Below are 21,206 nucleotides of genomic sequence, written 5' to 3' on the forward strand. Positions count from 1 at the left end.
TTCGCGCTCGTGCGGCTGGGGAAAGAACTGTGTCCGGCTACCGGGTGACGGTGCCTTCCTTCAATCGGGAGACCATGTTCATCGCCGCCTCGACCGGGGTGGCGTCACCACGGCGGTCCTTCGCGCTGGTCCCGTTCGCCTCGTTGAGCGCCCGGATCCGTTCGTTCCAGGTGTCGGCGCCGACGAAGGGGATGCTCTCGCCGGTCTGGTAGTCGGGCATCGGCCGGTAGTTGTTGATCCCGGGCATCCGCCGGCCCCGCGCCAGCAGCGGGTCGAGGTAGACACCGTCGGCGAGGATCCGGGTGGACGTCGAGATGTAGCCGATGTCCAGGCCGCAGCGGCGCTTGTCGGAGGTGTTCGCGGCCGACGAGTGCAGCACGTTGGGGTGGTGGATGGACACGTCCCCCGGGTTCAACTCGATGTCCACCACGCCGTGCTCCTCGATCAGCTCCCGGACGACCCCCTCGTCGCACTCGGAGAAGAGGAGGTTCGGCACGTCGTCGCGGAGCGACGGCGGGTGGATCGGGACGTGGTGCGTGCCGGGGATGATCTGGAGGCAGCCGTTCTCGGTGGTGCTCTCGTCCACCGCCAGCCAGACAGTCAACGCCTCCAGCGGGTCCAGCCGCCAGTAGGCGCCGTCCTGGTGCCAGAGGACCGCGTGCCCGTCGTACGGGGGCTTGCAGACGTAGTGCGCGGTGAAACAGGCCAGGTCGGGACCGAGGATGGCCTCGGCGATGTCGACGAGGGCCGGCTCCAGGATCATCCGTACCCAGAACGCGTCGTTGCGGATGAGGGGGTGGTGCAGGTGCTCCGGCCGCAGTTCCGGGTACTTCGCGATGAGCCATTCGACATGCCGCCGGATCTCCTCGAGCAGATCGATGGAGACGACGTCCCTGATGATGGCGTAGCCGTTCGTACGGTAATCGAGAGCGGCCTGCTCGAGCTTTGTCACGGACCGTTTCCCTTCGTCACTCGGTCAGCACGTGCTGTCCGGCAGCAATGCTTTCCTCCCAGTTCTGGCCATCGAACTCGACGTACTCGATGTTTTTCGCGGGCGAGAGATCCAGACATCGCGCGTTAACACTGAAGTAGCCGGTGGGATGCGAGCGGGGCCGATAGAAGGGCATGATCCCGCATACCGCGCAGAACGTGTGGTCGGCGATGCAGTTGCCGAACCGGTAGGGCTTCAGGTACTGCTGCCCCTGGTGCAGCTTGAACCGTTCCTCGGGAACCATCAGCTCCTGATGCCCCGACTTGTAGCAGATCCCGCAGTTGCACAGTGAAATGGTGAGATTGCGGCTGGCGGCGGCCGAGAACCGCACTCCTCCGCAATGACATTCGCCGTGGTACCAGACGCGCTCGATCGGGTCACTCGTCGTGGTTTCCTCGCCAGACACCAGCGTCCTCCCACTGGATGGAACACAAGTGAATCTGAGCATGAGTGAGCGGGATGAGGGTGTCAAGAAATCGCGCGGGATCTCGACGTTGACGATGCGTATATGTCGAGTAGACAACTTGCCGACGACCCACTGATACGCTCGCCCGGCACATCCTGAAAACGACTTGTCCACCATGTCGACGCGCCAGAATCGAGGTACAGGTGGAGTTGAACGGTCGTACCGCGATCGGCTTCGAAGAGGGTCGCAGCAGCAGCGCCAAGTGGTTCGACGATCTCACCCGGGTACGCTTCGCCGGGCCGGTCTCGGCCCATCACCGGCTGCTCCCGCGGGAACTCTCGCCCGAGACGCTGGCGGTGCACGCGGGCACGTACGAGGACCCGGTCACCGGATGTGTCGGCACCCCGGTCTTCCAGACCAGCACGTTCCTGCTCGACGACGCCAGCTACTCGGCCTTCGCCGACGGCGCCATGCGGGACGTGCCGATCTACACCCGGTACGGCAACCCGTCCCAGTGGGCGGTGCAGGAGAAGCTGGCCGCACTGGAGGGCAGCCGCAGCGCCATCGTCACCTCGTCGGGCATGAGCGCCACCGCGAGCACCATCTTCGCGCTGACCAACGCCGGCAGCCACATCATCTCCGCCTACGACGTGTACGGCGGAACGTACAACCTGCTGCGCGAGGACATGCCCTCCACCGGGCGCGAGGTCAGCTTCGTCGACCCGAACGACCTGGCCGCCGTGCGCGCTGCCGTACGGCCGGAGACGCAGCTGCTCTTCTTCGAGACGCTGACCAACCCGCTGCTGAAGGCCCCGCCCATCGGCGCCCTGGCCGAGATCGCCCGGGAGGCCAATGCCCTGCTCGTGGTGGACAACACCTTCCTCACCCCGGTCAATATGCGACCGATCGCCCACGGCGCCGACATCGTGGTGCACAGTGCCACCAAGTACCTCGCCGGCCACAGCGACCTGACCGCCGGCGCGGTCGTCGGCCGCCGCAAGTTCCTCGACCGGATCTGGGCGCAGACGTTGCGCTTCGGCGGCACCCTCGAACCGCTCTCCTGCTTCCTGCTCGAACGGGGCATGAAGACGCTCGCGCTGCGGGTCGAGCGGCAGAACGCGAACGCCACCGAGATCGCCCGCTTCCTGGCCACCCACGACCGGGTCGCCGCCGTTCACCACCCGGAGGTCGGCGGCCCGCACTACGCGGATCTCGCTCGCGACGACTATCGCGGCTTCGGCGGAGTGGTCAGTTTCGAGGTGCGCGGCGGCGACGACGCGGCCCTCGCGTTCATGGGCCGGCTCAAGATCCCCTACGTGGCCACCAGCCTCGGCGGCGTGGAGTCCCTGGTCAGCATGCCGAGCAACACCTCGCACAGCTCACTGACCTCCGGGCAGCGCGCGAGCATCGGCATTCGGCCCGGCCTGGTGCGCTTCTCCGTCGGCATCGAGAACGTCCGGGACCTGATCGACGACCTGAACGACGCCCTGAACGGGGAGTGACCGCGATGCGCAACAGCTTCTACACCGCCGGGTTCAGCGAGGTCATGCACGAGGTGAAGCAGGACCCCCGGGAGGCGTCCTACATCTACACCACCACGGCGTGCAACTCGCCCCACCGCGGGCTCTCCGCAGCGATCGGGCCGGCGCTCTTCGGCACTGTCAAGTCGGTACGCGCTCTCGGCGTACAACTCGCCGACAGCACCGGCGGCGACCCGGACGGCCCGTCCCCGATGGACCTGGCGCTCACCGGCATCGCCTCGTGCGGGGTGACCACCCTGCTGGGCGGCGGCAGCGCCCGCGAGCTGATCTTCGACGGCATCGAGATGCTCATCGAGTACGGCGCGCCGGACGGTGAGCCTGGGCAGGCGGTGCGCTGCCGGCTCAGCGTCGACGGGGTGACCGACGAGCCGCTGATGAACGAGCTCGTCGAGCAGATGCAGACGTACAGCCCAAACATGGCGACGATGATCCGGCCGGTGCCGATCTCCTTCGACTGCCTGGTCGGCACCGACGAGTCGACCCGCCGGCAGCTCACCGTGGAGGCCGAGCCGATCACGGACCGGCGGCCGGCTGCCTGCCGGGTCCGCTGGGTCAGCGGCACCCAGCTGGTGTCGTACCCGAACGGCCGGCGGATGCTCCGGGTCGACCAGCCCAAACAGCTCACCGGTGTGGACTGGGGACCGAACCCGCAGGAGTACCTGCTGATGGGCCTCGCTGCGGACGTCGCCGACCAGCTCGGCCGGGTCGCGTACCGGCTCACCGGGGAGCGGCACCTGTGGGAGGTGAGCACGAGCGCCTGCGAGGACATGCGAGGGCTGCTGCTCAAGGAGCGCGACGTGGTCTTCCTCCAAGGCGTCACGTGCCGCGTGGTGGTGCCCGAGACGCTCCGCGCCGAGACGGGCGTGGAGAAGATCCTGACGGCCGCGCTCGCCCAGTCCGAGGTCCGCGATCTGGTCTCCCGGTCCAACCCGGGGGGAGTCTCGCTGGTCCTCGGCCGCGAGGGGTGACGCGAGATGAGGGACGATGACGGCGCCGAGGTTCTCGCCATCGGCGGGGGCCCGGCCAACCTGAGCTTCGCCGCGCTCGCCGAGCCGGCCGCGGAGCTGCGGGTGGCCGTGGTCGAGTCGCGGGGGTCCACCGCATGGCATCCCGGCATGCTCTGGCCCAGTTCCCGGCTCCAGGTCAGCGGCGTCAAGGACCTCGTCACGCTGGTGGACCCGCGCAGCCGGTTCAGCTTCCTGAACTTCCTGCACGAGCACGGCCGCCTCTACCGGCACCTCGTCGCCTGCCCGGACCACGTTGGTCGGCGGGAGTTCGACCAGTACTTCCGGTGGGCGGCGGACCTGCTCGGGGTCGCCCTGCACGAACCGGTCCAGGCCGTGGAGCACGACGACCGCGGCTTCGTGGTCCGGACGGGCCGGGGGACGCGACGCGCCGACCACCTGGTCATCGGCGTCGGTCAGGTACCCGCGGTGCCGGAGTGCGCCCGGCACCTCACCGGCCCCCGGGTCTGGCACGCGTCCGAGCACCTCGACCGGGAGGTCCCGGTCGGCGGCCGGCGCGTGCTGCTGGTCGGCGGCGGACAAAGCGCCGGGGAGGTGGCGATGGACCTGCTCTCCGGCCGCACCGGGCTACCCGCCCGGCTGACCTGGGTGACCGGGAGCGGTGGCTTCGCGCCGCTGGACGCCTCACCGTTCGCCAACGAGTGGTTCAACCCACGCTTCGTCGAATACTTCCGTGAGCAGTCCACCACGCACCGGGCCCGGCTGCTCGACCGGCAGCAGGCCGCCAGCTGCGGCATCACCGGTGAGCTGTTGGCGCAGGTCTACCGGCGGCTGTACGAGCTGGACTACCTCTCGGACAATCCGTTCCGGCACGAGCTGCTGGCCGGTGCGCGACTGACCGGGATCAGCGCGGAGCGGGACGGCTTCCGGGCCGTACTCACCGACACGCTGACCGGCGCGGAGCGGGAGACCCGCAACGACCTCGTCGTGCTGGCCACCGGCTACGGCGCCCGGCTGCCCGACTTCATGGCACCGCTGCGCGACCGGCTGCCGGTCGACGGCGACGCCTACGCGGTGGGCCGGGACTACCGGGTGCACTGGGACGGCCCGGACACCAACCGCATCTACGTCCAGAACGGCGCCCGCCACAGCCACGGCATCGCCGACCCGAACCTCGGGCTGGTGGCCTGGCGCAGCGCCGTGATCATCAACAGCCTGCTCGACCGCGAGCACTACTCGCTCAAACGGGACGACATCACCCTGTCCCTCGACTGGCAGGAGCCGGCGCGCGTGCACCCGGTATGACAGCGGGCCCGCCGGCACCTCACCTGACAGCCCTGGGACCGGTAATCGAGAGGAGATCCTCGTGACTTCTGCCGACGCGGGAGCCTGGACGTCGGCCGCCCGGATCTACAACTCCACCGTGGCCGCCTGGGCGATCGCCGCGGCGTGGGAGCTGGGCGCGCTGGACGAACTGCGGGAAAAGGGTGCCCTCGACTCGGGCGAGTTCGCCGCGGCCCATGACCTCGACGCCACCGGAACGCTCGCCATGTTCCGCGCCCTGGCCGCCATGGACGTGGTACGCCGCGACGGCACGAGGGTCTCGGCCGGTGGCGTCTTTGACGAGATCTACCAGAGCCGTTCGCTGTTCCACTGGCTCGTCAGGGGCAGCGCGGAGTTGTTCCGCCAGATGCCCGAGGTGCTACGCAACGGCAACCGGAACGGGCAGTTCTACCAGCGTGACTCGGCCGCCATTGCCCGCGCGTGCCGCGAGATCAGCGTCTTCTGCTACGACCCGTGGTTCTGGGCGGCGGTCGAGGGCCTCGACTTCGACGTCCGGGCCGTGGCCGATCTGGGCTGCGGCAGCGGGGAACGCCTCCAGCAGGTGCTGTGCCGCTATCCGGAGGCCCGAGGGGTCGGCGTCGACATCGCACCCGAGGCGTTGAAGGCCGCCGAGGAGGACGCCACCCAGGCCGGTCTGGGCCATCGGATGACCTTCGTGGAGGCCGACATGCTCCGCATGGACGCCCGGCCGGAGTTCGCGGACGTCGAGCTGCTGACCCTCTTCATGGCCGGGCACGACCTGTGGCCCCGGGAACGGTGCGTTCCTGCCCTGCGGCGGCTGCGCGAGCTCTTCCCGAACGTGCGGCGGTTCCTGCTCGGCGACGCCACCCGCTCGGTCGGCGTCGCGGAGCAGGAGATGCCGGTCTTCATGCTCGGCTTCGAGGTGGCTCACGACCTGATGGGGACCTTCATCCCCACAACGGCCGACTGGGAATCGGTCTTCACCGAGGGCGGCTGGCGGCTGCGGCACAAGCACGCCATCGACATGGTCGCCAACGAGGTCATCTTCGAGCTCGAGCCCCGGTGATGGCGATGAACGAGTGCAGCTGGCAGGACGACCTCCGGGCGGTGCCGGACGGGCACACCCGGGAGGAGCTGGCCCAGGCCGTGCTGGTCGCGCTGGCGAACCGGTACGACCCACGAGAAGACTTCGATGCACTGTCCCTGACGGACCTGCTAACCGACACGGACGGCGACCGGCCGACGCCCGACGACTGGGGGCTCTCGCTCACCGTCACCGACGAGGACGAGCGCCTGCGCTACGTCCTGCGCCACGACGGCTCCCTGTTCCCGCCGGAGGTCGTCGCCCGGATGGGCGCCAACTACCGGACCCTGCTCGCCGACGCGGTCGCGCACCCGCACCGGCCGATCGCCGAGCTGCGACTGCTCAGCGCCGACGAGCGGCGCGACCTGCTCACGGCGGCCGACGGCATCTCGTGGCCGTACCTGCGGGATGCCTCCGTGCACTCCCTGGTGGAGAACCAGGTGATGGTCACCCCGGACGCACCCGCCGTGGCGCACGCCGGCGGGATCATCAGCTACCGCCAGCTCAACGAGCGGGCCAACCGACTCGCCCGGGCACTGCGGGCCAGCGGGCTGGGCACAGGCGAACGGGTGGGCGTGGCGCTGCCGTGGTCGGCGCGTACGCCGGAGCTGCTGCTCGCCGTCGCCAAGGCCGGACTGGCGTACGTCCCGCTCGCCGCCGCCGGCGACCCGGAACGGCTCGCCGTCATCGAGAAGCAGTCGCAGCTCGCGGCGATGCTGGTCGACGACGACACGGCCCCGGACCGGGCCGACGCGTCGGCCACACCGGTGCTCTCCCTCGCCACGCTCGACGAGCGGGCCGCCGGGCAACCCGCCGGAAACCTCGACCTCGCCGTGGCCGCCGACACGCCCGCGTACCTGGTGTTCGACCCCGCCGAGGCCGACCCCGCCGACGGCGCCGTCGTCCCGCACCGCACCGTCGTGGCGGTGCTCGCCTGGGCCTGGGAGACCTACTCGTTCGAGGAGGCGGCGCGGGTACGGGCCATCGCCGGGCCGGGCGGCGACCGGGCCGCCTTCGAGCTGTGGTGCCCGCTGACCATGGGCGGCTGCCTGATGCTGGACGGCTCCTCCGCCGCCGCGACGCTGCTCGTCACCACCGCTGCCGAACTTGCCGACCTGCTCGACCGGGATGCCGTCCCGCCGGCCACCCGGGTCCTGCACGTCACCGGCGACCAGCTCGACGCCGAACTGGTCGACGCCGTCTTCGCCGGCACCGCCGTGACCCGGTTGAACGCCGTGTACGGTCCGCCGGAGGCCGGCGGGCACGCCACGTACGCCTGCCACACCGCTCCGCCATCGGCGCCGCCCACGGTCGGCAGGCCTATCCACAACGTCTACGCCTACCTGCTCGACGGTCACGGCCGGCTCGTCCCGCGCGGCGTGCCCGGTGAGCTGCACCTGGGCGGTGACATCGTCTCCGACCGGTACCTGGACGACGCCGCCCGCGGTCGCCGGCTGTTCCGCGGCGGGCCCGACGACAGCTTCCGCACCCTGCTCCCCACCGGCCGCCCGGCCGTTTGGACGGAGGACGGCGAGCTGCGTCTGGTCGACCGCGACGGCCCGGTGACCTACCGCAGCGACGAGGAACGGCTGCTGTGCGAGGTGTTCGCCGCGGCCCTCGGCGAGCCGGAGATCTGGCCCGACGACGACTTTTTCGACTTCGACGGGGACTCGCTCATCGCCGTCAAGGTGGTCAGCCGGATCCGTGCGCTGCTGGGCGTCGAGGTGTCGATCCGGATGCTGTTCGAGGCGCGGACGCCCGCCGAACTGGCCCGGCGGCTCGCCTGCGCCGAGCGGGCCGGCGTCACGCTCGCTCCGCGGGACCGGCCGGACCTCGTCCCGCTCTCCTTCGCCCAGCAACGACTCTGGTTCCTGGACCGGATGGAGGGGCCGAGCCCCACCTACAACGTGCCGCTGATCTACCGCCTGGACGGGGAGCTGCGGCACCCCGCGCTCGCCGAGGCGCTGGCCGACGTGGTCGGCCGGCACGAGAGCCTGCGGACCGTCTTCCCGGAGGTGGACGGGCAGCCGGTGCAGCGGGTGGTCCCGGCCGCCGAGGCCCGCCCGCCGTTCAGCGTCGAACGGGTGACCCCCGCCGAGGCGGAGGAGCGGGTACGGGAGGCCGCGCGCTACGCGTTCGACCTGGAGGCCGAGATCCCCGTCCGGGCCTGGCTCTTCGTCACCGGGCCCACCGAGCACGTGCTGCTCGTGCTGCTGCACCACATCGCCGCCGACGAGTGGTCCAAGGAGGCCCTCGCCGGCGACCTCGCCCGGGCGTACGAGGCACGCTGCCAGGCAGTGGCGCCGACCTTCCCGCCGCTGCCGGTGCAGTACGTGGACTACACGCTCTGGCAGCGTGACGTGCTCGGCGACGCGTCCGACCCGGACAGCGCGATGGGTGCCCAACTCCGGTTCTGGAAGCAGGCGCTGGCCGGGCTGCCCGACGAGATCGGCCTGCCGTTCGACCGGCCCCGGCCGGTGACGCCGAGCTACCGGGGCAGCCTGCTCGACCTGCACGTCGACGCCGAGGTGCACGAGGGGTTGATCCAGCTCTCCCGGCGGGCCGGCGCCACGATCTTCATGGTCTTCCACGCCGCGTTCGCGGTGCTGCTGAGCAAGCTGTCCGGCGGGACCGACATCCCGATCGGCACCCCGGTGGCCGGCCGCGGCGACGAGGCGCTGGACGAGCTGGTCGGCTTCTTCGTCAACACCGTGGTCCTCCGCTCGGACCTCTCTGGCAACCCGACCTTCGAGGAGCTGCTGACCAGGGTGCGGGACTGCGACCTGGACGCGCTGGCCCACCAGGAGATCCCGTTCGAGCAGCTGGTCCGCGAGCTGAACCCGGTACGCGCGGTGGGCCGCAACCCGCTGTTCCAGGTCTCCATGACGGCCCAGCCGACGGACACCCGGCTCGCCCTGCCCGGGGTCCGGGCCACTGGTGAGACCCGGGTCTTCGGCGTCTCCCGCTTCGACCTGCACGTCAACTTCGACGAGCGGTACACCGACGACCGGCGGCCCGCCGGGGTGGCCCTCCAGATCGAGTTCAGCACCGACCTCTTCGACGTGGCGACCATCGAGACGACGGCTCGGCGGCTGATCCGCGTGCTCGCCGCGGTGGCCGCCGACGCCGGCACCCGGCTGGGCGACATCGACGTCCTCGGCGCCGAGGAGCGGGCGACCATCCTCACCCGGTGGAGCGACAACCCGTGGGAGGTGCCCGCGGACACCGTCCTGCCCGATCTCCTGGCGGCCCAGGTGGCGCGTACCCCGGACGCCCCGGCCGTGCAGATGGGCGACACGGTCCTCAGCTACGCCGAGCTGAACGCCCGCGCCAACCGGCTCGCCCGGCACCTGGTCCGTCAAGGTGTCGGCCCCGAGTCGCTGGTGGCACTCCAGATGCCCCGCTCGGTGGACCTGGTCGTCGCGGTCTGGGCGGTGCTCAAGGCCGGTGGCGCGTACGTGCCGATCGACGGCACCTACCCGGCGGAGCGGATCTCGTTCATGCTGCGCGACGCGCGGCCCACGGTGCTGCTGACCGAGCCGGTCGACGCCGCCGACGAGTCGGAGGCGGACCTCACCGACGCGGACCGGCGGGGACCGCTGCTGCCCGCGCACCCCTGCTACGTCATCTACACCTCCGGCTCGACCGGGGTGCCCAAGGCCGTCTCGATGCCGGGCGCGGCGATGGTGAACCTGCTGGTGTGGTGGACCGCCGTGGAGCCACCCGCCCGGATAGCCCAGTTCTCCGCGTTCAGCTTCGACGTGTCGGTGATGGAGATGCTCATCGCCACGGTCGGCGGCGGCACCATCGTGCTGCCGGAGGACCACATCCGCAAGGACATGGACCGGCTGGTGCAGTGGATGGGCGACAACGGCGTCAACGACTTCACCTTCGTGCCGAACCTGGTGCTCAACGCGTTCTGTGAGGCGGCGAACGCGGCCGGTGCGACGCTGCCGGCGCTGACCCGGATCGGGCAGGGCGGCGAGACGCTGGTCCTGTCCGCCGCCGTCAAGGACTTCTTCCGGGCCAGTCGCCCGCACCGCCAGCTCGTGAACGGCTACGGCCCGACCGAGACGCACATGGCCACCGAGTACAAGATGCCGCACTCGGTGGACGACTGGCCGGACGACGCCCCCATCGGTCGGCCGATCGCCAACACCCGGCTGTACGTGCTGGACCGCTGGATGCAGCCGGTGCCGCCGAACGTCATCGGCGAGCTGTACATCGGCGGCGCGCAGCTGGCCCGGGGCTACCTCAACCGACCCGGGCTGACCGCCGCGCGGTTCGTGGCCAACCCGTACGGCGAGCCGGGCAGCCGGTTGTACCGCACCGGCGACCTGGTCCGCTGGCGCGCCGACGGGGAGATGCTCTTCGTCGGGCGTACCGACCACCAGGTGAAGGTCCGTGGCTTCCGGATCGAGCTGGGCGAGATCGAGGCGGTGCTCCGGGAGCACCCCCGGCTCGCGCAGGTCGCCGTCGTCGCGGTCCAAGAGCGGCCCGGGGTCAGGCAGGTCGTCGCGTACGTGGTGCCCGCCGAGGCCGCCCCGGACCCGCGGGACCTGCACCGGTTCGTCGCGGACCGGCTGCCCGACTACATGGTGCCTTCGGCGTTCGTCACTCTCGACCACCTGCCGCTTAACCCGAACGGCAAGCTGGACCGGGTCAAGCTCCCCACGCCGGCGGCCTCGGTGGCCGGGCGGTCGCCGCGTACCCGGGTGGAGCAGGTGCTCTGCGACATCTACTCCGACATCCTCGGCGTGCCGTCGGTCACCATCGACGACGATTTCTTCGCCTTGGGCGGCCACTCGCTGACCGCCACCAAGCTGATGAGTCGGCTGCGCGCGAAACTCCGGATCGACCTGCCGATCCGGGCGCTCTTCGACGAACGCACCCCGGCGGGCCTGGCGACGCTGGCCGAGAACGCCGAACGGGCGGTCGTACCCCTGGAGCCGCGCCCCCGGCCGGAGCGGGTGCCGCTCTCCTTCGCGCAGCAGCGGTTGTGGTTCCTGGACCGGCTGGAGGGCCCGAGCCCGACCTACAACAACCCGCTGGTGTCCCGGCTCGCCGGTGACCTGGACCGGGCCGCGCTGGCCACCGCGCTGGCCGACATCGTCGGCCGGCACGAGAGCCTCCGCACCGTCTTCCCCGAGGTGGACGGCGCTCCGGTCCAGCGGATCCTGCCGCCGGAGCAGGTCGACACCACCCCGGTGGTCGCGCGGATCACGCCGGGCGAGCTGGACGCCCGGCTGCGCGCGGCAGCGGCGCAGCCGTTCGACCTGGCCACCGAGATCCCCCTCCGGGCCTGGCTGTTCGAGCTGGGCCCGCGCGAGCACGTGCTGATGTTCGTGGTCCACCACATCGCCACCGACGGGTGGTCGATGCAGCCGTTCATCCGCGACCTGAGCGAAGCGTACGAGGCCCGGCGTCAGGGGCGGGCGCCGGACTGGGCGCCGCTGCCCGTGCAGTACGCCGACTACGCGATCTGGCAGCGTGAGGTGCTCGGCGAGGTGGTCGCCCCCACCGGCGTCGGCGCCGCCCACCTGGCGTACTGGCGGGAGGCGCTGGCCGGCGCCCCGGACGAGCTGGCGCTCCCCTTCGACCGGCCCCGCCCCTCGATGTCGACCTACCGGGGCGACGTCGTGCCGTTCCACGTCGGCCCGGAGGCGCACGCCCGGCTGGTCGAGCTGGCCCGAGCCACCGGCACCACCAGCTTCATGGTGTTCCAGGCGGCCGTGGCGGCGCTGCTCGGCAAGCTGACCGGCGGGACGGACATCCTCGTCGGCGCTCCGGTCGCCGGGCGCGCCGACGAGGCGCTGCACGACCTGGTCGGGTTCTTCGTCAACACCGTGGTGCTGCGTACCGACCTCTCCGGCGATCCCACCTTCACCGAGCTGCTGGCCCGCGTACGGGACAACACGCTGGCCGCCTTCGCCCACCAGGACGTGCCCTTCGAACAGGTCGTCGAGGCGCTCAACCCGGCCCGGTCGCTGGCCCGTAACCCGCTGTTCCAGGTGCTCATGCCCTTCAACAGCAACCTGGCGGGGACCTCGGTCGGCCTGCCCGGGCTCGACATGACCCCGGAGGAGGCGCCGCTCGACATCGCCAAGGTGGACCTGTCGTTCAACCTGCGGGAGAACTTCGGTCCGGCCGGCGAGCCGCTCGGTGTCGAGGGTGAGCTGCAGTACAGCACCGACCTGTTCGAGCGGCCCACCATCGCCGCGATCGGCGAACGTCTGCACCGGATGCTCGCCGCGGTGGTCGACGCCCCGGAGCGGCGACTGCACGCGATCGACGTCCTCGGCCCGGCGGAACGGGCCCGGCTGCTGGGCGAGTGGAGCGGGTCCGCCGCGAGCACGCCCCGGACCGAGCCGGCCCGGCACACCCCCGAACTGATCGAGGAGTGGTCCCGGCGTACGCCCGAGGTGGTTGCCGTCGTCTGCGGCGACGCGACACTCACCTACCGTGAGCTGGCGTCCCGCGCCAACCAACTGGCCCGTCACCTGCGCGCCCAGGGGGTCGGACCGGAGGACCGGGTGGCCGTCGTGCTGCCCCGCTCGGTGGACCTGCTGGTCGCGCTGCTCGCGGTCTGGAAGGCCGGCGCGGCCTACCTGCCGATCGACCCCGAGCACCCGGCCGAGCGGATCGCGTACCTGGTCGCCGACGCCGCGCCCCGGGTCACCCTCGACGGCCCGGTCGACCTCGGCGGGTACCCGGCGGGCGGCCTCACCCCGGCCGAACGGCCGGGCGCCACGGCCGGCGCGCTGCCGGCGTACGTCATCTACACCTCCGGCTCCACCGGGCGCCCGAAGGGCGTCGTGGTGAGCCACGACAACCTGAGCAGCCTGCTGGACGCCATGCGCGGGCGGCTGCCCTTCGGCCCGGACAGCCGGCTGCTGGCCACCACCACCGTGGGCTTCGACATCGCCGCCCTGGAGTTGTTCCTGCCGCTGACCAGCGGTGCCACCGTCGTCCTCGCCGACGAGGAGGAGGCCCGCGAACCCCGGCACCTGCTGGCGCTCCTGGGCCGGCACCGGATCACCACCACCCAGGCCACCCCGAGCCTGTGGCGGGCGGTCACCGCGGAGGCGGCCGACGAGCTCTCCGGCGTCGACGTCCTGGTCGGCGGCGAGGCGCTCCCGGCCGACCTGGCCGAGGAACTGGCCCGGCAGGCCCGCTCCGTGACCAACGTGTACGGCCCGACCGAGGCCACCATCTGGTCGACCAGCGCCCCGGTGCTGGCCGGGGCCGCCCCGAGCATCGGCACGCCGCTGTCCAACACCCGCGCGTACGTGCTCGACGCCGGCCTGCGGCCGGTTCCCGCCGGAGTGGCCGGCGAGCTGTACCTGGCCGGTCGGGGAGTTGCCCGCGGCTACCTGGACCGCCCTGGGCTCACCGCCGAACGCTTCGTGGCGTGCCCGTACGGCGCACCCGGGGAGCGCATGTACCGCACCGGCGATCTCGTGCGGTGGGACGCCGAGGGTCGCCTGGTCTACCTGGGCCGGGTCGACGACCAGCTGAAGCTGCGCGGCTTCCGGATCGAACTCGGTGAGCTGGAGGGCGTCCTGCGCGAGCAGCCCGGGGTGGCGGACGCCGCTGCCGCCGTGCACCGGTTCGGCGCGGAGGACCAGCGCCTCGTCGGCTATGTCCGACCGCAGCCCGGCGCGGTGGTGGATCCGGTCGCGCTGCGCGGACGCCTCGCCGAGCTGCTGCCGGACTACCTCGTGCCGGTCGCCGTGCTCACCCTCGACGAGCTGCCTCTGTCACCCAACGGCAAGCTGGACCGGGGAGCGCTGCCCGCACCGAGGTTCGCCACCGGCGTGGGGAGCCGAGCACCGCGTACCCCGCGTGAGCGCGTGCTCTGCGAGCTCTTCGCCGAGGTGCTGGGCGTCCCCGAAGTCGGCGTCGACGACGACTTCTTCGCCCTCGGCGGGCACTCGTTGCTCGCCACCCGGCTGACCAGCCGGATCCGGGCGCTGCTCGGCGTGGAGGTGCCGATCCGGGCGATCTTCGACACGCCCACCGTCGCCGCGCTCGCCCCGGACCGGCACGCCGGGCGGCGCGTCCGCCCGGCCCTGCGCCGGCGGGACGAGCGCCCCGACCGGCCCCCGCTGTCGTTCGCGCAGCGTCGGCTCTGGTTCATCGACCGCTTCGAGGGACCGTCGCCGACGTACAACGTCCCGCTGGTGCTGCGGCTGGTCGGAGCGCTCGACGTGCCCGCGCTGCAGCGGGCGGTACGCGACGTGGTGGCCCGGCACGAGAGCCTGCGCACCGTCTTCACCCAGATCGACGACGGCACCCCGGTGCAGCGGGTGATCCCGGTCGACGAGACGGAGCTGACCGTGCCGCTGGTGGACGTGACCGCCGGTGGGCGGGCGGAGGTGCTTGCCGAGCTGGCCACCCACCGCTTCGACCTGGCCCGCGAGATCCCGATACGGGCGGCCGTGCTGCGCTGCGCCGACCAGGAGCACCTGCTGGCCCTCACCGTGCACCACATCGCCGGCGACGGCGGCTCGATGGCGCCGCTGGCCCGGGACGTGTCGGTGGCGTACGAGGCGCACCGCGCCCGGCGGGAGCCGGACTGGGCGCCCCTGCCGGTGCAGTACCTGGACTACACGCTGTGGCAGCGGGAGCTGCTCGGTGACGAGTCCGACCCGGACAGCCTGCTGGCCGAGCAGTTCGCCTACTGGCGGGACGAGCTGGCCGGTGTGCCGCATCCGTTGCAGCTGCCGACGGACCGGCCCCGGCCGGCGGTGGCCAGCTTCCGGGGCGACGCCGTCGACTTCGAGGTCGACCCGGCGCTCTTCGCCGCCGTCGAGGACCTCGCCCGGGCCCGTGGGACGACCGTGGCGATGGTGTTCCAGGCGGCGCTGGCGGTGCTGCTGCGCCAGCTCGGCGGCGGCGACGACCTGACCATCGGCTCCCCGATCGCGGGTCGCACCGACGAGGCGCTGCGCGATCTGGTGGGCTTCTTCGTCAACACCTGGGTGCTGCGGGTCGACCTGTCCGGCGAACCGTCGTTCGAGCAGCTGCTCGACCGGGTGCGGGACAAGGCGCTGCGCGCGTACGACAGCCAGGACGTGCCGTTCGAGCGCCTGGTGGAGCTGTTGAATCCGACCCGGTCGACCGCCCACCAACCGCTGTTCCAGGTGATGTTCGCCTGGCAGAACAACGAGATACCCGAGTTCGACCTCTCCGGCCTGCGGGTGACGTTCCTTCCGGCGACCACCGGCACCGCGAAGTTCGACCTCTTCGTCAACATGGCGAAGGCTCCCGACGCGGGTGCCGTGGGCGTTGTCGAGTACGCCACCGACCTGTTCGAGCCGGCGACCGTGCGGCGCCTGGTCGTGCGCTTCGTCCAGGTGCTGCGGCAGGTCGTGGCGTGCCCCACGATCGCCGTGGGGGCGGTTGAGGTGGTGAGCCCTGACGAGCGGCACCGCCTGCTGCGGGAACTCATCGGGCCGACCGCGACGGTCCCGTCGGTGACCGTGGCGGACCTGTTCGAGCGGCAGGTCGCGGCGACCCCGGACGCGCTCGCCGTCAGCAGCGACGCGGGCGGGGAGCTCGACGGGCTGACGTACCGGGAGGTCGACGCCCGGGCCAACCGGCTGGCGCACTGGCTGCGGGCACGGGGCGTGGGCCCGGAGCGACGGGTGGTGGTGCTGCTGCCCCGGTCGACAGACCTGGTGGTGGGGCTGCTGGCGGTGCTGAAGGCCGGCGGCAGCTACGTGGCGGTGGACCCGGAGTACCCGGCGGCCCGGGTGGCGCAGGTGATCGAGGACGCCGCTCCGGTGGTGGTGCTCGACCGCGAGACGCTGGCGCTGGGCGCGGCCGGGGGGCCGTGCGACGCCCCGGATCGGGTCGCCACCCACCCGGCAGCCGGCGCCTACGTGCTCTACACCTCCGGCTCCACAGGCCGACCCAAGGGCGTCGTGGTGTCCCACGAGTCCATGGTGAACCTGCTGCTGTCCATGAGGGACACCCTCCGGGTGGACGCCCGGGACCGGCTGCTGGCGGTCACCACCATCGCCTTCGACATCGCCATGCTGGAGGTTTTCCTGCCGCTGGTGACCGGCGCGGCGGTGGTGGTCGCAGCGCGGGAGACGGTGCTGCACCCTGCCGCGCTGCTCGACCTGGCCCGGCGCGCCGGGTGCACCATCCTCCAGGGCACCCCGTCGCTGTGGCGGATGCTGGCCGCGCACGGACTCGACGGGCTGCGGGGCCTGCGGGTCGCCCTGGTCGGTGGCGAGGCGCTGACCACCGACCTCGCCGACACGCTACGCGCCGTGGCGGTGCAGGCGGTGAACGGGTACGGGCCGACGGAGGCCACCATCTACGCCACCACCTGGACGATCGGGCGCACCGCGGCGTCTCCGCCGATCGGCCGGCCGGTCGCCAACGGCCGGGCGTACGTGCTGGACAGCGCCCTGCGCCTGGTCCCGCCGGGCGTGGTGGGGGAGCTGTACCTCGCCGGCACCGGGTTGGCCCGCGGCTACCTGGACCAACCGGCGCTGACCGGCGTACGGTTCGTGGCCGACCCGTACGGGCCGGCCGGCGAGCGGATGTACCGCACCGGTGACCTGGCCCGGTGGAACGCCGTCGGCGAGCTCGAGTACGCAGGGCGGGTCGATCACCAGATCAAGGTGCGCGGGTTCCGGATCGAGCCGGGCGAGGTGGAGGCGGCCCTGACCGGCCACCCCGACGTCCGGCAGGCCCTGGTCGTGGCGCTCGCCGACCGCCCCGACGACCAGCGCCTGGTGGCGTACGTGGTGCCGGCCGTGTCCGGCTCCGAGGCCGGTGCGGACGAGCAGGTCCAGGAATGGCAGGAGGTCTACGACCAGGCGTACGCGTCGGCGGGCGCCGAGGGCTGGGGCGAGGACTTCGGCGTCTGGAACTCCAGCTACACCGACGAACCGATCCCACTGCCGGAGATGCGCGAGTGGCGCGACGAGGCGGTGGACCGGATCCGCTCCTGGTCGCCGCGGCGGGTGCTGGAACTCGGTGTCGGCACCGGTCTGCTGATGTCCCGGCTCATCGGCGAGGTGGACGAGTACTGGGGCACAGATTTCTCCGCGGCCGGGATCGAGCGGCTGCGCGCCGACGTGGCCGCGGCGGGGTACGCCGACCGGGCGCGCCTGCGCTGCCAGCCCGCGCACGACCTGTCGGGGCTGCCCGAGGGGCACTTCGACACGGTGGTGCTCAACTCGGTCGTCCAGTACTTCCCGAACGCCGCGTACCTCGACCTGGTGCTGGCCGGGGCGCTGGACCTGCTCGCCCCCGGTGGCCGCGTGGTGGTCGGCGACGTCCGCAACGCCCGGACCCTGCGCCGGCTGCGTACCGCGATCCACCGGGCCCAGCGCCCGGCGGCCGGGCCGGCGGCCGAACGGGCGGCGGTGGAGCAGGCGGTGCTACTGGAGAACGAGCTGGTGGTCGACCCGGCGAGGTTCAGCCGGTGGGCCGATCGGCACGACGTGGGCGCCGTCGACATCCGACTCAAGACCGGCCGGGCGCACAACGAGCTGACCCGGCACCGCTACGAGGTCGTGCTGCACAAGACGCCGGTCGCGGTCGAGCCGGTGCACGACGTGCCCGTCGTCCGGTGGACCGGGCTCGACGACCTGATCGCGACGGTCCGCGCGGACGGGCTGCCGGTGCGCGTCTCCGGTATCCCGAACGCCCGGTTGGCCACGGAGGCGGCCGGGAGCGACAACGGCGCGGCGGTGGACCCGTACGAGCTGCGCGAGAGCCTGGGCCGGCAGGGCTGGGACGCCGTCCTCACCTGGTCGGCGGAGGCCGACCGCTTCGACGCGGTGGTGCTCGACCGGCCCGCCACCGGGCGACCCCTGTCCGGTGTGTTCCTGCCGGGCGCCGGGGACGCGGACGGGCCGCTCGTCAACGACCCGAGTGCGGCCCGCCAGGTCGCCCGCCTGGCCGTCACGCTGCGCGGTTACGTGGCGGAGCGGCTGCCCGACTATATGGTCCCGGCCGCGGTCGTACCGGTCGGCGAGGTGCCGCTCACGCCGAACGGAAAGGTGGACCGAAGCGCCCTGCCGCCGCCGGACTACGCCCGGGCGTCCACCGGCCGGGCGCCCCGGACCGGGGCGGAGGAGCGGCTCGCCGGGCTCTTCGCCGCGGTGCTCGGTCTGGACCGGGTGGGCGTGGACGACGGCTTCTTCGACCTCGGCGGCCACTCGCTGTTGGCGGTCCGGCTGCTCACCGCCGTGGAGAAGGCGTTCGGCGTACGCGTCGCGGTGGCCGACTTCCTCGCCGCTCCCCGGGTACGCGAGGTGGCCGAGCTGATCGCTCAGGCCGGGACCGGGCGGGCGACGGGACGGCCGGCGCTGGTGCCGGCCAGCGAGGCGGAGTTGGACGCCGAGCTCTCCTTCCCAACGGTCACCCGCCCGGCGCACGCGCCGCGTGCGGTCCTGCTGACCGGGGCCACCGGCTTCGTCGGCGCGTTCGTCCTGGCGGAACTGCTGCGCCGCACCGACGCCCGGGTGATCTGCCTGGTCCGGGGCGACAGCGCGGCGCACGCCCGGAAGCGGCTGCACGACACCGTCGGCCGCTACGGGCTCGACGTCGACGTGGCCGACCCACGGCTGGACGTGGTGCGGGGAGACCTGGCGCAGCCGCGCCTGGGGCTCGACCCCGCGCTGTGGGGCCGGCTGGCCGACGCGGTGGACGCCGTGCTGCACTGCGGCGCGCAGGTGAACCACCTATCGCCGTACGACCGGTTGCGGCCGGCGAATGTGGACGGCACCACGGAACTGCTCCGGCTGGCCGCCGAGGGCAACCCGAAGCGTTTCCACCACGTGTCGACGCTCGGGGTGTTCACCCCCGAAACGGCGCTGGTCACCGAGGACTCCCCGATCACCGATCAGCGGCATCCGGTGGGGGCGGGCTACGCCGCCAGCAAGTGGGTGGCGGACGGTCTCGTCCTGCGGGCGATCGAGCGCGGCGCGGCCGGCGGCCTCTACCGGCTCGGCCGGGCCTGGGCGGCGAGCGGCAGCGGCGTGGTGGACCAGGACGACATGTTCTGCCGCCTACTGACCAGTTGCGCCGCGCTGGGCTGCTATCCCACCGAACCGTTCCTGCGGGACAGCCTGCTCCCCGTCGACTACGTCGCCCGGGCGCTGGTCGCCCTGGCGCTGGCCGGCGAGGAACCGGGACCGGTCCGGCACCTGCACCACCCCGGCCGGGTCGGGCCGGGCGAGTTCATGCGAGTTCGGGACGGTCTGCGCGGGACGCGGTCCGAGGCGGTGTCGCTGGCGGAGTGGCTGCGCCGGGTGGCCGAGGACGGTCGGGAGCTGCCGATCGCCCCGTACCTGCCGCACCTGCACGGGTACCTGGACGACCCGGACGGGCGGCCGGCGGACACCCGGTTCGTGAACGACAGGACCATGCACCGGCTCCGGCGCCTCGGCCTGCCGGCGCCGGAGATCGACGAGTCCATGATCATCAATTGTTGGCGCTTCCTGGAACGAGAGGGGCACGTGGCGTCATGACCCAGCCGACACTCACCTCCGGCCTGCACCACGTCGGCGTCGAGACCCCCGACCTGGCCAACTCGCTCGCCTGGTACCAGGACTTCTTCGGCTGCCGCCCGACCTGGACGGCGGACACCTTCTCCGAGCTGACCCGCCGCCGGCTGCCCGGCGTTCTGCGGCTCACCGAGGTGGTCGTCGGGGACCTGCGGCTGCACCTGTTTCAGCGAACCGACCCGGGTGTCGGGGCCCGCGACGGCGCCCCCCGGTTCCAGCACCTCTGCGTCGCCGTGGATTCTCCCGACGAGCTGGAGCGCTGGCGCCTGCGCTGGGCCGAGCTGTTCGACTCGGGCCGCTACCGGTACGTCGACCCCGACCCGCCGACCGAGATCGTCGTCGACGACCGCGGGGTGGCCAGCTTCTACTGCCTCGACGTCAACGGCCTGGAGTACGAATTCACCTACCTCCCAGAGGGTGTGTGATGAGCGGCCGCGCCGCCGCGGTCGCGCTGGCCCTGCCGTACGCCGGGCCCTGGGACTTGGGGGACTACCCGTACGGTCTGGAGCCGTTGGCATTGCCGCACCCCGGCAACGCCTGGCTCTCCGACGGCACCATCGGCGACGACCTGCGGGACTGCCATCTGGCCCTGCTCTCGACCGACCTGCGCACCACCCCGGCCGGCCCGGACGACCTGGAGAAACTGTTCTGGTTCCGCTGGATCGTCGGACACCACATCTCGTTCGTCCTCTGGCGGCTGCTCGCCGGCGCGCTGGTCCGGCTGGCCGAGGGCGATCCGGACAACCGGACCCTCACCGCCACAGTCACGGAGTACGTCCGGGCGTACAGCGCCATGCTGATCTACACGGGGTCCAGCACGCAGGCGATCTACAACGAGGCCATCCGGCCGAGCATGTACCGGCTGCACAACACGTTCAGCGGCACCTGGTCGGCGGACTACCCGGCGGTGCGCGCCCTGTTCCGAGGGCGACGGGCACCGCGCGGGGTGACCGCCGGCGCGGCGGAGCTGCTGCGCGAGGTGCGGCTGAGCCACCAGATCCACCTGGGCGTCGCGTCGAAGCTGGTGGTCGACGGCCGGTCCCTGCTCCAGCACCTGGTCGACAATCCGGCGGCGAATCAGCCCCGCATGTGGGCGTCGATCTTCGACTGCTACTTCCTGACCGTCCGCGAGCCGGTCACCGGGCATCAGGTGCTCGCCCAGCTGCTCCGTCGCTGCAAGGCGGTGGCGATGGATCTGGAGACGAACGGCCTCTACCCGGCCGGCGCGCGGTACACCGGGTTCGTCCCGGAGGAGCTGCGCACCCCGGCCGCGCTGGCCTGCGAGAACGAATTGACCGAGATCGTACTGCGGGTCGCCGGGCTGGCGACGGGGGCCGTCCGACCCGTACCGGCCGGACCGGCGGAGTGAAGAGGGT

General features: G+C 72.2%; 9 protein-coding genes. 7 read left to right on the top strand and 2 right to left on the bottom strand.

Annotated features, from left to right (window positions below; translation table 11 throughout):
• Window positions 1-37: 37 nt before the first annotated feature.
• Both Vqi01_RS21805 and Vqi01_RS21810 read right to left on the bottom strand, forming a co-directional pair.
• Window positions 38-952 (bottom strand): phytanoyl-CoA dioxygenase family protein, encoded by a 915-nt coding sequence (locus Vqi01_RS21805; RefSeq protein ID WP_204036689.1) that lies wholly within the window; start codon window positions 950-952, stop codon window positions 38-40.
• 16 nt (window positions 953-968) lie between these two features.
• Window positions 969-1,397, bottom strand: a complete 429-nt coding sequence (locus Vqi01_RS21810) for a GFA family protein (RefSeq protein ID WP_204036690.1) — start codon at window positions 1,395-1,397, stop codon at window positions 969-971.
• 203 nt (window positions 1,398-1,600) lie between these two features.
• Between Vqi01_RS21810 and Vqi01_RS21815 the strand changes: the two genes are divergently transcribed.
• The 7 genes from Vqi01_RS21815 to Vqi01_RS21845 all read left to right on the top strand — a co-directional run bounded on the left by Vqi01_RS21815 (window position 1,601) and on the right by Vqi01_RS21845 (window position 21,199).
• Window positions 1,601-2,899 (top strand): trans-sulfuration enzyme family protein, encoded by a 1,299-nt coding sequence (locus Vqi01_RS21815; RefSeq protein ID WP_204036691.1) that lies wholly within the window; start codon window positions 1,601-1,603, stop codon window positions 2,897-2,899.
• Between the two features lie 5 nt (window positions 2,900-2,904).
• Window positions 2,905-3,906, top strand: a complete 1,002-nt coding sequence (locus Vqi01_RS21820; RefSeq protein ID WP_204036692.1) for an OsmC family protein — start codon at window positions 2,905-2,907, stop codon at window positions 3,904-3,906.
• A gap of 6 nt (window positions 3,907-3,912) precedes the next feature.
• Window positions 3,913-5,208 carry a lysine N(6)-hydroxylase/L-ornithine N(5)-oxygenase family protein gene (locus tag Vqi01_RS21825; protein ID WP_204036693.1) on the top strand — a complete coding sequence of 432 codons (1,296 nt, stop codon included), beginning with the start codon at window positions 3,913-3,915 and terminating at the stop codon, window positions 5,206-5,208.
• A 61-nt stretch (window positions 5,209-5,269) separates the two neighbouring features.
• Window positions 5,270-6,274 carry a class I SAM-dependent methyltransferase gene (locus Vqi01_RS21830; RefSeq protein WP_239098572.1) on the top strand — a complete coding sequence of 335 codons (1,005 nt, stop codon included), beginning with the start codon at window positions 5,270-5,272 and terminating at the stop codon, window positions 6,272-6,274.
• 5 nt (window positions 6,275-6,279) lie between these two features.
• A complete protein-coding gene (locus Vqi01_RS21835; protein ID WP_204036694.1) occupies window positions 6,280-19,794 on the top strand; it encodes a non-ribosomal peptide synthetase in 13,515 nt (4,504 codons plus the stop codon).
• Window positions 19,791-20,255 (top strand): VOC family protein, encoded by a 465-nt coding sequence (locus Vqi01_RS21840; RefSeq protein ID WP_204036695.1) that lies wholly within the window; start codon window positions 19,791-19,793, stop codon window positions 20,253-20,255. Before Vqi01_RS21835 ends, Vqi01_RS21840 begins: the two co-directional genes overlap by 4 nt.
• Window positions 20,255-21,199 carry a 3-methyl-L-tyrosine peroxygenase-related protein gene (locus tag Vqi01_RS21845; protein WP_204036696.1) on the top strand — a complete coding sequence of 315 codons (945 nt, stop codon included), beginning with the start codon at window positions 20,255-20,257 and terminating at the stop codon, window positions 21,197-21,199. Before Vqi01_RS21840 ends, Vqi01_RS21845 begins: the two co-directional genes overlap by 1 nt.
• Window positions 21,200-21,206 lie beyond the last annotated feature (7 nt).

This window comes from Micromonospora qiuiae (genome assembly GCF_016863555.1).
Lineage (GTDB): Bacteria > Actinomycetota > Actinomycetes > Mycobacteriales > Micromonosporaceae > Micromonospora > Micromonospora qiuiae.